Origin of the sequence: Vreelandella lutescens (assembly GCF_014640815.1) — a bacterium.
Taxonomy (GTDB): Bacteria; Pseudomonadota; Gammaproteobacteria; order Pseudomonadales; family Halomonadaceae; genus Vreelandella; species Vreelandella lutescens.
Map to the genome: position 1 here is coordinate 677,213 of NZ_BMHM01000001.1, position 13,093 is coordinate 690,305.

9 protein-coding genes are annotated in these 13,093 nt (G+C 56.3%); 5 read left to right on the top strand and 4 right to left on the bottom strand.

Annotated features, from left to right (window positions below; all coding sequences use genetic code 11):
- The first annotated feature begins 56 nt into the window (after positions 1–56).
- From IEW65_RS03160 to clpA, 3 genes are all read left to right on the top strand, one after another.
- On the top strand, positions 57–2,291 hold the full coding sequence (locus IEW65_RS03160) for an NADP-dependent isocitrate dehydrogenase (protein ID WP_188638051.1): 2,235 nt from the start codon (positions 57–59) through the stop codon (positions 2,289–2,291).
- Positions 2,292–2,599: 308 nt separating this feature from the next.
- Positions 2,600–2,908 carry an ATP-dependent Clp protease adapter ClpS gene (clpS, locus tag IEW65_RS03165; RefSeq protein ID WP_044627932.1) on the top strand — a complete coding sequence of 103 codons (309 nt, stop codon included), beginning with the start codon at positions 2,600–2,602 and terminating at the stop codon, positions 2,906–2,908.
- Between the two features lie 153 nt (positions 2,909–3,061).
- On the top strand, positions 3,062–5,338 hold the full coding sequence (gene clpA / locus IEW65_RS03170) for an ATP-dependent Clp protease ATP-binding subunit ClpA (protein ID WP_188638052.1): 2,277 nt from the start codon (positions 3,062–3,064) through the stop codon (positions 5,336–5,338).
- A gap of 172 nt (positions 5,339–5,510) precedes the next feature.
- Here the strand turns inward: clpA and infA are convergent, their stop codons facing one another.
- The 3 genes from infA to aat all read right to left on the bottom strand — a co-directional run bounded on the left by infA (position 5,511) and on the right by aat (position 7,382).
- Entirely contained in the window at positions 5,511–5,729 is a 219-nt protein-coding gene (gene infA / locus IEW65_RS03175) for a translation initiation factor IF-1 (protein WP_007111068.1), read from the bottom strand.
- Positions 5,730–5,867: 138 nt separating this feature from the next.
- Positions 5,868–6,602 carry an arginyltransferase gene (locus IEW65_RS03180; protein ID WP_188638053.1) on the bottom strand — a complete coding sequence of 245 codons (735 nt, stop codon included), beginning with the start codon at positions 6,600–6,602 and terminating at the stop codon, positions 5,868–5,870.
- A 30-nt stretch (positions 6,603–6,632) separates the two neighbouring features.
- Positions 6,633–7,382, bottom strand: coding sequence for a leucyl/phenylalanyl-tRNA--protein transferase (gene aat, locus IEW65_RS03185; protein ID WP_188638054.1), 750 nt, complete (start codon positions 7,380–7,382; stop codon positions 6,633–6,635).
- Positions 7,383–7,499: 117 nt separating this feature from the next.
- Between aat and IEW65_RS03190 the strand changes: the two genes are divergently transcribed.
- Entirely contained in the window at positions 7,500–10,808 is a 3,309-nt protein-coding gene (locus IEW65_RS03190) for a DNA translocase FtsK (protein ID WP_188638055.1), read from the top strand.
- 154 nt (positions 10,809–10,962) lie between these two features.
- Positions 10,963–11,619, top strand: a complete 657-nt coding sequence (lolA, locus tag IEW65_RS03195; RefSeq protein ID WP_188638056.1) for an outer membrane lipoprotein periplasmic chaperone LolA — start codon at positions 10,963–10,965, stop codon at positions 11,617–11,619.
- Between the two features lie 86 nt (positions 11,620–11,705).
- On the opposite strand, the gene IEW65_RS03200 is transcribed toward lolA, so the two are convergent.
- Positions 11,706–13,031 carry a replication-associated recombination protein A gene (locus IEW65_RS03200; protein WP_188638057.1) on the bottom strand — a complete coding sequence of 442 codons (1,326 nt, stop codon included), beginning with the start codon at positions 13,029–13,031 and terminating at the stop codon, positions 11,706–11,708.
- Positions 13,032–13,093: the final 62 nt, after the last annotated feature.

Genomic DNA, 13,093 nt, shown 5'->3' on the forward strand with positions numbered 1-13,093 from the left:
CGTAGCTCAGGATTTTTTATAATCACAGCGACTGAAAAAAAGAGGTTAACGCAAAAATGTCTAAAACGCCGAAGATCATTTATACGCTCACCGATGAAGCTCCTGCGCTCGCTACCTACTCTCTCTTACCGATCATTGATGCCTTTACCGATTCTGCGGGTGTTGAAGTAGAGACTCGCGATATTTCTCTTGCCGCCCGCGTACTGTCGCAGTTCCCAGACGTGTTGAGCGATGAACAGCGCGTAAGCGATGACCTAGCAGAGCTAGGTCAACTGGCGACCACACCAGAAGCTAACATCATCAAGCTGCCTAACATCAGTGCTTCTGGCCCGCAGCTGAAAGCCACGATTAAAGAGCTGCAAAGCCAGGGCTACCCGCTGCCGGAGTACCCGGAAGAGCCGAAAAACGACGAAGAAGCGTCCATCAAAGCGCGTTACGACAAAGCCAAAGGCAGTGCGGTAAACCCGGTGCTGCGTGAAGGTAACTCTGACCGCCGTGCGCCGAAATCGGTCAAGAACTACGCCCGCAAATACCCGCACCGCATGGGTGCGTGGAGTGCAGACTCTAAGTCACACGTTGCTCACATGAGTGAAGGCGATTTCTACGGCAGCGAGCAGTCCGCCGTTATGGAAAAAGCCACCAAGCTGACCATTGAGCTGCAGCAAAAAGATGGCACCAACGTGGTGCTGAAAGAGAACCTCTCTGTGCTGGAAGGCGAAGTGATTGACGCCGCCAGCATGAGCAGCCGTCGTCTGCGCAGCTTTATCGACAGCCAAATCAGCGATGCTAAAGAGAGCGGCGTCCTGTTCTCACTGCACCTGAAAGCTACCATGATGAAGGTCTCCGACCCGATCATGTTCGGCATCGTGGTGGAAGAGTTCTATAAAGACGTGTTGGAGAAGCACGCCGACGCCCTGAAGAGCGCTGGCTTCAACCCCAATAGCGGTATCGGCGATCTCTACAGCGCTATTGAGAAGTTGCCTGCTGACCAGCAGGAAGCCATCAAGGCAGATGTAGACGCCCTGTACCCAACGCGCCCGGCAATGGCGATGGTCAATTCCCACAAGGGTATTACCAACCTGCACGTGCCCAGCGATGTGATCATCGACGCCTCTATGCCGGCGATGATTCGTGATTCGGGCAAAATGTGGAACGCCAACGACGAGCTGCAAGACACCAAAGCAGTGATTCCTGACCGCTGCTACGCCACCATTTATCAGGCGGTGATTGAAGACTGCAAACAGCACGGCGCGTTTGATCCGACCACTATGGGTAGCGTTCCTAACGTTGGCCTCATGGCGCAGAAAGCGGAAGAGTACGGCTCTCACGACAAAACCTTCCAAATGCCTGCCGATGGCACCGTGGTGGTGACCGACGATTCTGGTCAAACGGTATTCAGCCACCCCGTGGAAGCGGGCGATATCTGGCGCATGTGCCAGACCAAAGATGCCCCGATTCAAGACTGGGTGAAGCTGGCGGTGACTCGCGCTCGTGATAGCGGTGCCCCGGCGCTGTTCTGGCTGGACGCCAACCGTGCCCACGACGCACAGCTGATCAAAAAGGTCGAAACGTACCTGAAAGATCACGACACTGCTGGCCTGGATATCCGTATTCTGGCCCCGGTCGACGCAATGAAGGTCTCTCTGGAGCGTATCCGCAAAGGTGAAGACACCATTTCCGTCACTGGTAACGTACTGCGTGATTACCTGACCGACCTGTTCCCGATCATGGAGCTGGGCACCAGTGCCAAGATGCTCTCTATCGTGCCGCTGATGAACGGTGGTGGCCTGTTTGAAACCGGCGCTGGCGGTTCTGCACCGAAGCACGTTCAACAGTTCCTGGAAGAGAACCACCTGCGTTGGGACTCGTTGGGTGAGTTCCTGGCCCTGGCAGCGTCGCTTGAGCACCTGGGCAGCACCTTTGGCAACGCCCGTGCAACGCTGCTGGCGAAAGCGCTGGATGAAGCGAACGGCCAATTCCTGGACAGCAACAAGTCTCCGTCGCGCAAAGTGGGCGAGCTGGACAACCGTGGCAGCCACTTCTATCTGGCGCTCTACTGGGCCGAGGCGTTAGCGGCTCAGGACCAAGATGCCGAAATGAAGACGCTGTTCGCTCGCCTGGCTGAAACGCTGAAGGCGAATGAAACCGCTATTGTGGACGAGCTCAACAGTGTTCAGGGGCAGTCGGTAGATATTCAAGGCTACTTCCACCCGAACGGTGAGCTGGCTAGCCAAGCCATGCGTCCAAGCAAAACGCTCAACGACGCACTGGCGATGGTTGCTAAGGGCTAAGTGCCCTACGCCTAGTCACGCGCTGCGTGCGGTTATACCCCCTGCCTGCTTTGCGGGCAGGGGTTTTTTGTTTAGCCCAGTGTGATAATTTTGAGTTTTTCATGAACCCTTATTGATGGCGCGCGTCTTATACAGCAGATAGATGTGTGTACAACTGATTTGTGCGAAGATCGAGTGACGTTCGCACATCGCCTTTGCGTTTAAGGCACCGCCCGTCAGCCGAGAGAAGATGATCCTTGCTGCTTATGCTTAATACAGAAAGCCCTTACTTGGCGGCCACCGTAGAGGCAGGCATGACACGCCCTGGCATGCCCGAGCATGACGATGACCTAGCGGTGCAGTCAGCCGAGCCAGCGTTGGCGCAGCCACCCCTGTACAAAGTGGTGCTGCACAATGATGACTACACCCCGATGGAGTTTGTCGTTGAGGTGCTACAAGGCTTTTTTAATATGGATAGCGAAAAAGCTGTGCAAGTGATGCTGGCCGTACACACGCAAGGGAAAGCGACCTGCGGCATTTTTACCCGAGACATCGCTGAGACCAAAAGTTATCAAGTGAATGAGTATGCCCGTGAGTGCGAGCACCCGTTAATGAGTGATATCGAGGCTGCTGATTGAGCGTATTGCAGTGAGCAGCGTTGAAAAAAAGTAGCACAGGGGCTTGCAACCACACCGTTTGTACCCGATGTTGAAAGTGCCGGTCGATTAAACTGATCCGACGCAAGCCCTAGGTGGCGATATGCCCTAGGTAGTAGCGAAAAGGGGACTGCCATGCTGAGCAAAGAACTTGAACTGACCCTGAACACGGCCTTCACCGTGGCTCGCTCAAAGCGCCACGAATTCATGACCGTAGAGCACCTACTGCTAGCACTGCTGGACAATGCTTCTGCGGTTGATGTGCTGAAGGCGTGCGGGGCAAACCTCGACAAGCTGCGGTCCGATCTGCAGGATTTCATTAACTCGACCACACCACTGATCCCTGAAGGTCAGGGTGACCGTGAAACGCAGCCTACGCTGGGCTTCCAGCGCGTGCTGCAGCGTGCTGTATTCCATGTTCAATCTTCTGGAAAAAGCGAAGTGACGGGCGCTAATGTGCTGGTTGCTATTTTTTCCGAGCAAGAGAGCCAAGCGGTTTACTTCCTGAAACAGCAGAGTGTGGCGAGGGTAGATGCAGTCAATTACATCGCCCACGGCATCTCCAAAGTCTCTGGTCATGGCCCGTCGCCCTCTCCTTCATCTCAAGAGAATGACGATGCCGAGGAGGGCAGCGCCGAAGGGGCAGCTCATCCGTTGACCGGCTACGCTACCAACCTCAACGAGCAGGCGCGTCAGGGTAAAATCGACCCTCTGATTGGCCGCGACCATGAGCTTGAGCGCGTAGTGCAAATTTTGGCGCGTCGTCGTAAGAATAACCCGCTGCTGGTGGGGGAGGCCGGTGTAGGTAAAACCGCCATTGCTGAAGGCTTAGCCAAGCGCATTGTTGAAGAAGATGTGCCGGAAGTCATCGCCGATGCGGTGGTGTACTCGCTGGACATGGGCGCACTGCTGGCCGGTACCAAGTACCGTGGCGATTTTGAAAAGCGCCTCAAAAGCCTGCTAAGCGAGCTGCGCAAACAGCCCAACGCCGTTTTGTTTATCGATGAGATTCACACCGTGATTGGTGCGGGTGCTGCATCGGGTGGTGTGATGGATGCCTCCAACCTGCTAAAACCGCTGCTCTCTTCTGGCGAGCTGCGCTGCATCGGTTCAACAACGTTTCAAGAGTTCCGCGGTATCTTTGAAAAAGACCGTGCCCTGGCCCGTCGTTTCCAAAAAGTCGATGTGCTGGCACCGTCTGTTGAAGACACCATCAAAATCCTCAAAGGGCTGCGTTCGCGCTTTGAAGAGCATCACGAGTTGAAGTACACCGATGGTGCTCTAGAGAGTGCTGCTCGCTTGGCGGATCGCTACATCAATGATCGCTTCCTGCCCGATAAGGCGATTGATGTCATTGACGAAGCTGGCGCGCATCAGCGCATGCTGCCGCCGGAAGTGCGTGCTAACACGATCGATGTGGAGCAGGTAGAAGCAGTGGTTGCCTCTATCGCCCGTATTCCACCGAAAAGTGTGTCTAGTTCGGATCGCAAGCAGCTTGAGAAGTTAGATCGCGACCTGAAAATGCTGGTCTTCGGTCAAGACGAGGCCATTGATTCACTGTCGGCTGCGATCAAGCTGTCACGCGCAGGCCTGAAGTCGCCTGACAAGCCGGTCGGTAGCTTCTTGTTTGCAGGCCCCACTGGGGTGGGTAAAACCGAAGTTGCTAAACAGCTGGCGCATATCATGGGCATCGAACTCGTCCGCTTTGATATGTCCGAGTACATGGAGCGCCACACCGTATCGCGGTTGATCGGTGCGCCTCCAGGCTATGTTGGGTACGACCAAGGCGGCTTATTAACAGAAGCGGTCACCAAACAGCCACACTGTGTATTGCTGTTGGATGAGATTGAAAAGGCTCACCCGGAAGTCTTTAACCTGCTGCTGCAGGTCATGGACCATGGTCGTCTGACGGATAACAACGGCCGCGAGGCGGACTTCCGTCATGTGATTCTGATTATGACCTCTAACGCAGGGGCGGAGCAGGCGTCGCGTCGTTCTATCGGCTTCCAGCACCAGGATCACTCAACCGATGCAATGGAAGTGATTCGCCGCACCTTCTCGCCAGAGTTCCGCAACCGCTTGGACGGCATTATCCAGTTCCATGCGCTGCCCACCACCGTGGTGCGCAATGTAGTCGATAAATTCCTGATCGAACTACAGGCGCAGTTAGACGAGAAGCGTGTACAGCTAGAGGTTGACGACACCGCGCGGGATTGGCTGGCTGAAAAAGGCTACGATCCGGATATGGGTGCACGGCCAATGGCTCGCTTGATCCAAGAGAAGCTTAAAAAGCCGCTTGCAGAGATGATTCTGTTTGGCGAACTGGCAGAGCACGGTGGCATTGTGCATGTCAGCTTGGAGGAGGGAGAGCTACACTTATCGACAGAGTCTGAAATGGCGGATGCGCCCTGAAAAGGGCGCTAAGATACCGACAAGCAGTAAGGTAAGTAACCACTAGCAAACGCACAGCGCCCTGTCTTCGACGGGGCGTTGTCGTTTCCAGGGAGCGGCACCGTATTTACGTGTTACTAACAGGCATGGGGCGTTTCTGCGAGCAGACGTTGCTTGAGGGCGAGATCAAGGCTTAGCGCGAGCGGTAAACAATACGGCCTTTGGACAGATCGTAGGGCGTCAGCTCTACCTTAACCTTGTCGCCAGTCAGAATACGGATGTAGTTTTTACGCATCTTGCCAGAGATATGAGCGGTCACAACGTGGCCGTTTTCCAGCTCAACCCGGAACATGGTGTTGGGAAGGGTATCAACAATAACGCCTTCCATTTCAATATGATCTTCGCGTGCCATATAGGCAGATCCTCACTTATTTTACATCGTGGATAGTCGAATGATTGCTTCCATAAGCGCTAGCACAAACCTACACGCCTAAGAAACAGCGCTATATTGTGCCGTAAGCCTGCCGTCAAGGCAAAAAAGCTGGCTAGATTAGCGAATTAAAGGCCGCCAATGCCGTCCGTCCAGCAGCTCAATGGGCGAAAAGGCCTGCTTGTAGCGCATCTTACGGCACTCCTCAATCCAGTACCCTAGATAGAGGTGTGGCAGATTTTTTTCTTGGCATAGTGCAATCAGCTGTAAAATAGCCAAGGTACCCAGCGAGCGCTTCTCCAGCGCGTCATCTACTTTAAAAAATGTATAAATAGCCGAAAGGCCATGCTCAAGATGGTCAAATGCAGCGACAGCAACCAGTTCACCCTCTAGATACATTTCCATCAAGTGTGCGTAGGGCTCTTCAAGGGTTAAAAAAGTGCGGTACTGGTCTCTGCTGGGCGGATACATATCGCCGTCTGCGTGACGCTGGCGAATATAGTCGGCGTACAGCGCATAATGTGTCGCGTCAAAGCGGGCAGCAATAACACGAATATCAATATCGGCATTCCGTCGCCAAATTTTTCGTTGTGTGCGGCTGGCGCTGAATTCGCCCACCGGAATCCGCACTGAGCGACACGCATTGCAGCCTTCGCAGTGGGGGCGGTATAAGTGGCGTCCGCTGCGACGAAACCCAAGCAAAGAGAGCGAGTCGTACACCCCAGGCACCGGTGACTCCTGAGGGTCTAAAAACAGCGTGGTAGCCTCTTTGCCAGGCAAATAGCTACAGGCATGCGGAACGGTTAGGAAGAAGCGCAAATCCCGCACGGGGCGGCGAGGAGCGTTACTACTCACGGCTTGCCTCCTTGGTAAAAAACAGCACGATTACTCTGCGTTAGCGTCTGAAGGTATTGCTGCCAGCCACGGCGAGGCGGGCACCCACGGTGCTTGATGAGCAGCGAAAGGTAAGTGAAACGCCTTTTCTGGCAACCATTGTTCAAGATAGTTGATGAACGTGCTGCGGGCGACTGTTGTTGCTCCCAGGCTTTCCAAATGCGGGGTGTGCATTTGGCAGTCGATCAGTTTTCCGCCATGGGCATGCATAGCACCTGCCAGGTGGGCAAGGGCAATTTTAGAGGCGTCGGGTTGGCGTGAAAACATCGATTCGCCGAAAAACACTGGGCCCATCGCCACGCCATACAAGCCGCCAACCAACTCGCCGTTGTGATGTACTTCCACGCTGTGGGCAATACCCAGCGCATGTAGGCGCTGGTAGGCTTCGCGCATCTCGGGATTAATCCAGGTGCCTGGTTCATGGTGACGTGGCGCCGCGCATGCCTCAATCACCTGGGTAAACTGTTGATCTACGGTCACGCTAAAGCCACCATGTCGCAGTCGTTTAGCTAGGCTACGGCGTCGTTTAAACTGAGCGGGTAGCAGTATCATGCGTGGGTCGGGGCTCCACCATAAAATAGGGTCATCGTCGCTGTACCAAGGAAAGATACCTTTCCGGTAAGCGTCAACCAGCCAGGCTGGTGTAAGCTCTCCACCGGCGGCTAGGAGGCCGTTGGGCGACTCTAACGCCTGCTCGGTAGAAGGAAAGTAAGGGTGTGGCGATGAGAGCCAAGGTAGCATCGCTTGCTCCTGTTGCTAGTGGCTTCTATAGAAGCGCTGTGACGGCGGAAGGATGCTCGGTATGATGCAAACTCGCAAGTGGATTAAAGACACCGTGTGGTGTAAAGGGAGAATCGCTTGAAAGTAAATAAGGCGGTAGACAAGCGAACGCAGCGACAGTCGCGTCAGTCACCATCTAGTAGTCATTCATCGACGCGGGTGAATGCCGCAAAGGATAAGGCGCGCCGTTTTGGCCTGCGTCTGCAAGGTTCCGCCCGTGAAGGGGTGGTCGTTGTGATGTTAGCACTTTGCGTCTTTTTGTTATTGGCGCTGTTTAGCTATCACCCAGCGGATCCAGGCTGGTCGTATCAAGGTCCAGAAACAGATGTACGCAACTGGATGGGTCCGGTCGGCGCATGGCTTGCCGACGTGCTTTATTCACTGCTTGGGGCAAGCGCCCTGTGGTGGCCCGGTATGTTTGGCTATGCGGCTTGGTGGCTAATGCGCTCACGCCAGGTGCGCTTCGAGTTAGACCCCGTCGCGATTGCCGTGCGCGCGGGTGGCTTGGTGCTGCTGATGTTCGGCACGACCATGCTGGGCGCGCTGCACTTCTATCACCCAGACAGCATCCTTCCCTATGCCTCAGGCGGCATCTTAGGAGAAGGGCTAGTAGGCACGTTGAAACCGCTAGTTAGTAGCGGTGGGGTGGGTTTGATTGCCGCCGCATTGATACTTATTGGCTTCCCGCTGTTTAGTGGCATGTCGTGGCTACAGGTGGCCGATGAAGTGGGGCGTAAACTGTGTCGTATTGGCGGCTGGTTTAGCGCTCGCCGTGCCAAAGGTCGCGAGAGGCGGGCTGAGCGTGCCTCTGTGCGCGCAGCCGCTAAAGCCGCTGCTAAAAAAGTAAAACAGCGCTCTTGGGCCGAGCCTAGCGATACCAGTACGGATGCGGTGGATGAGGAAGAGGAGGTGCCCTCCATTAAGGTCGCACCCCGCGCCAGCGAAGCACCTGTACCGTCGGAGCGCAGCGCCGTGAGTGAGCGCTCACCGACAGGCCGCCGTGAGCGCCGCGAACCAAGCTTCTCAGCGCCAGAAGAGGAGTCGCAAGAGGCTCCCTCTGTGACGGATACCTCCATTCCCTGGGAGGCCGCCTCGCTATTGAGCGAGCGCCATGCGACCGCTCATCACCGTTCGCCAGCACCAGCGACTGTCATGCCGGAGCCCGAGGCCGCTAAGCCTGCGCCTGAGCCCGCCGCGCCTAGCGAACCGCTGATGCCGTTATCTGCCAAAGAGGCGGAGCCTGCGCCCGCGCCAGTGGAAGAGCCTGAACAAGCGCCTGCGCAAGCCTCTGCGAAAAGCCCTGTCAGCGAACCTTCGCCGGAGCCCGTTCATGCGGCAGCCGAGCAAGCGCCAGCGCCTAAACCCGCGGTGCCGGTTGAGGAGCCCGTATCACTCACGAGTACGCCAGCCGAGCCAGCACCGGCGCCAGAAGCGCAAGACGACGAGCTCTATGCAGCCTCCGTACCGCTACGGGCTTTCCGGGATGAGCCAGCGCCAGCGCCTACAGAGGCAACGGCCCCTGCGGCGTTCACCAGTCGCCCCGAGCCAGAAGCTGAGCAAGCGCCTGAGCCCGTTCGCCCAGAGCCGGTGTCGCTACGTAGCGACGCCACTCCGCCAGCTTATCAAGCACCGCCTATCGCCGCCGAGCCCCGTCGGGAGCGCGTGCCGGAAGTCGTGCCGGAGCCTGTGTGGGACGAAGATGAGGATGATGAGCTGCCCGTCAGTCCGGTGGTGCCGCCCGCACCCCCTGCGGCCAGCTCACGCTATGAGCCAACGTTCTCAACCGAACCCGCTGAAGCGGAAGCGGATAACGGCCCAACGCTGTGGACCGTTGAGCATTTGCAGAGCCAGCGCCCAGCGTTTGAAACGCTCTCAGAGCCCGAAGGCGATGTGCCGAGTTTGCAGCTGTTAACGCCCCCAGAGCCGCATCAGCCTAACTACACTGATGAACAGCTCGCCGATATGGCCGAGCTTCTCGAAGTGCGGCTGCGTGAGTACGGTGTTAAAGCGGAAGTTGTTGATACTTGGCCTGGGCCTGTGATTACGCGTTTCGAGATTAAGCCGGCCGCCGGGGTGAAAGTTTCTAAGATCAGCAATCTGGCGAAAGACCTTGCCCGCTCGCTGATGGTGAAAAGCGTTCGCGTGGTAGAGGTGATTCCCGGTCGGCCAACGGTGGGTATTGAAATACCTAACCCGCACCGCGCGATGATTCGCCTGCGTGAAGTGATCGACTCTGATCGCTATCAGCAGGAGAGCTCGCCGCTGACCATGGCGCTGGGTCAAGATATTGGCGGCGGCCCGGTGGTGGCTAACCTAGGCAAGATGCCCCACCTGTTAGTGGCCGGTACCACCGGCTCGGGTAAGTCGGTGGGGGTCAATGCGATGTTGATCTCTATGCTGCTCAAGGCCAAGCCCGATGAGCTCAAGCTGATCATGGTGGACCCTAAGATGCTGGAACTGTCGGTCTACGATGGTATTCCGCACTTGCTGGCACCCGTGGTCACCGATATGAAAGAGGCGGCCAATAGCCTGCGCTGGTGCGTGGCGGAAATGGAGCGTCGTTACAAGCTGATGGCGGCCATGGGCGTGCGCAATATTGCGGGCTTTAATGGACGTTTAGATGAAGCTGAGCGTGCCGGTGCCCAAGTGGCTGACCCACTGTGGGAGCCGCAGCCCTGGGAGATGCACCAAACGCCGCCGATTCTTGAAAAGCTGCCCTATATCGTGGTCGTCATCGACGAATTTGCCGATATGTTTATGATTGTCGGCAAAAAGGTGGAAGAGCTGATTGCACGCTTGGCACAAAAGGCCCGTGCGGCAGGTATTCACTTGATTCTTGCCACTCAGCGCCCATCGGTGGATGTGGTCACTGGCCTGATCAAGGCGAATATTCCTTCAAGGATGGCCTTCCAAGTCTCCTCGCGCATCGACTCGCGTACCATTCTGGATCAGGGGGGCGCAGAGAGCCTGTTAGGCCACGGGGATATGCTCTATCTGCCCGCAGGGTCTGGGCCGCCTAACCGTGTGCACGGAGCCTTTGTGGATGATGATGAAGTTCACCGAGTAGTCGATGATTGGAAGCGCCGTGGCGAGCCGGAGTATATCGAAGAGATCCTCTCGGGCGGCGTTTCTGCCGATGCGTTGACCGGGCTGGAAGCGGAAGGTGTTGATGGCGACGATGCCGAGCAAGATGCGCTTTACGATGAAGCCGTGCAGTTTGTCACCGAGACCCGCAAAGCCTCTATTTCGGCCGTGCAGCGTCGCTTCAAAATTGGCTATAACCGCGCCGCGCGCTTAGTGGACGCCATGGAGAGTGCCGGTGTTGTCTCTTCGATGGGAACCAACGGTGCCCGCGAAGTACTGGCACCGCCACCGGTGGGTCACTAACCGTGCCTTTGGCGGTACCAATCATGCAATAAGCGTGAAAGTCGCGCCGCCGGTGAAACCCTGCGGCGCTTTTCACGTCTGAGAGGCATACGGAACGTCTTATCGCTCCTTGCCTCGTCCGCTATTCGGCAATGAATGCCTAGGGAGAAAGAACATGCGCGAACCCTCTAATCGTCGCTCACCTGCGTTGGCACTCGCCGCCAGTGCGCTCGGCTTAACGTTTGCTGCTCCAATGGCAGCATGGGCCAACGAGGCTGCAGAACGGCTCACAGAGCGCTTAGATCCTCTGGAAAATTATCACGCCACCTTTGAGCAACAGATTTTAGACGGTAGCGGTGAGCGCCTACAGAGCGCCCGTGGAGAAATGTGGCTATCGCGCCCTGGTTTGTTGCGTTGGGAAGTCGAAGCTCCCTATTCACAAACCGTGGTGTCTGACGGCGACGATGTTTACCTCTACGACCCCGATTTAGAGCAGGTCACTGTACAAGCGATGGATGACCGCGTGACGCACACCCCGGCGCTGTTGCTATCAGGTAGTTCTGATGAACTCACGGCCAGCTACGATGTGTTTTACGAGCAGCAGGATGGCGATGATGTGTTTACGCTGATGCCGACGCTGGCAGATACCCTGTTTGAAGAACTCAGTATGGTCTTTGAGGGCGATACACTGACAGAATTATGGATGATGGACAGCACTGGTCAGCGCACAGCCATTACGTTCAGTGATATTACCCGCAACGGTAATATCGACCGTGCTCTGTTTGATTTCCAGATTCCGGAAGGTACCGACGTTATCCGTGAAGAGCTTTAGCCCTAGCGTAACTTGTCGGTAGTGAATAGCGAGTAAGAAGTAGTGGCGGTTTGGAAATGCTGCCCGCTACCTGACAATCAGGCACCTTAGGGTGCCTGATCTGCTTCCTGATCGCGGTTTTCCCGCCACGCCATAATCTCCCCGAACCGTTTCTCCTGGCCAAACGTGCTCGGCTCATAGAAGCGCGTTTTAGGTACGTCTTCTGGCCAGCAGTCGTGGGCGCTACCCGCTGGGTAGCCATCTGCCTCGTTATGGGCATAGCGATAGCCCTCGCCATGGCCTAGCTGCTCCATAAGTTTGGTGGGCGCGTTACGCAGGTAGCTGGGTACGTCCACTTGGGGCTGCTGCTGCACAAACTGCTGGGCACTCTTCCAGGCACGGTCAATACGGTTACTTTTCGGAGCCACCGCTAAATGGATCGCTGCATGAGCAATCGCTCGCTGGCCCTCATAATCACCCAGGCGCAAATAAGCATCCCAGGCGGCAATCACCAGCGGTAGCGCGCGCGGGTCGGCATTGCCCACATCCTCTGACGCAATCGCAGTTAAGCGTCGTACGATATCTAACGGGTCGCCACCGCCTTGGATAAATCGCGCCATGTACAAAAGCGCGGCATCAGGACGCGATGAGCGGATCGATTTATGAATAGCGGATAACAGGTCGTAATACGCATCGCCCTGTTTATCAAATGCACTGGACTGATGCCCCACCACATCCGCCAGAACCGCCTTGCGCAGCACTTCGCGGCCATTCGGCTGCTCGGTAAAGTCGCAGGCGGTTTCCAGCAGTCCCAGGGCGCGTCGGGCGTCTCCTGCGCTAGCGTGTGCTAACGCCTCTAACACTCCGGGCTCTACGTCGATGGCCCGTTTGCCAAGTCCACGCTGGGTGTTTTCCAGCGCTTGTGTCATGACCTCTATCAGCTCTTGTTGAGTAAGTGGTTTCAACACGTAGACCCGTGCGCGGGAGAGTAGCGCCGAATTCACTTCAAAGGAGGGGTTTTCGGTGGTCGCACCAATCAGCGTTAACAGGCCAGACTCCACGTGAGGCAGTAGGGCATCCTGCTGGCTCTTGTTCAAACGGTGAATCTCATCTAAAAAGAGAAGCGTGGGCGAACTGCGCTGTCGAGCGCGTTCCACCACTGCGCGAATTTCTTTTACGCCAGCCATCACGGCACTGAGGTGCTCAAGATGTGCTTCAGACGCGCGTGCTAATAGCTCTGCTAGGGTGGTTTTGCCGACTCCCGGCGGCCCCCATAAAATCATTGAGCGCACCACGCCTGACTCCGCCATGCGGCGCAGCGGCTTATCCGGCCCAACCAGAGCCTGCTGGCCAATGTACTCATCCAGGGTCAATGGGCGCATGCGATAGGCCAGAGGAGCCTCTTCACCTGGGGTCGCGTCAAAAAGATCCATATAAACTTCCATTGTAAATCGAGACGTTGAACAACCAGCACTGAACAAGTGTCTGTGGTAAA

Excerpts from the sequence above, each read along its gene's own strand:
- IEW65_RS03160 (WP_188638051.1), top strand. The coding sequence starts at position 57 with ATGTCTAAAACGCCGAAGATCATTTATACGCTCACCGATGAAGCTCCT.
- clpS (WP_044627932.1), top strand. The coding sequence starts at position 2,600 with ATGCCCGAGCATGACGATGACCTAGCGGTGCAGTCAGCCGAGCCAGCG.
- clpA (WP_188638052.1), top strand. The coding sequence starts at position 3,062 with ATGCTGAGCAAAGAACTTGAACTGACCCTGAACACGGCCTTCACCGTG.
- infA (WP_007111068.1), bottom strand. The coding sequence starts at position 5,729 with ATGGCACGCGAAGATCATATTGAAATGGAAGGCGTTATTGTTGATACC.
- aat (WP_188638054.1), bottom strand. The coding sequence starts at position 7,382 with ATGCTACCTTGGCTCTCATCGCCACACCCTTACTTTCCTTCTACCGAG.
- lolA (WP_188638056.1), top strand. The coding sequence starts at position 10,963 with ATGCGCGAACCCTCTAATCGTCGCTCACCTGCGTTGGCACTCGCCGCC.
- IEW65_RS03200 (WP_188638057.1), bottom strand. The coding sequence starts at position 13,031 with ATGGATCTTTTTGACGCGACCCCAGGTGAAGAGGCTCCTCTGGCCTAT.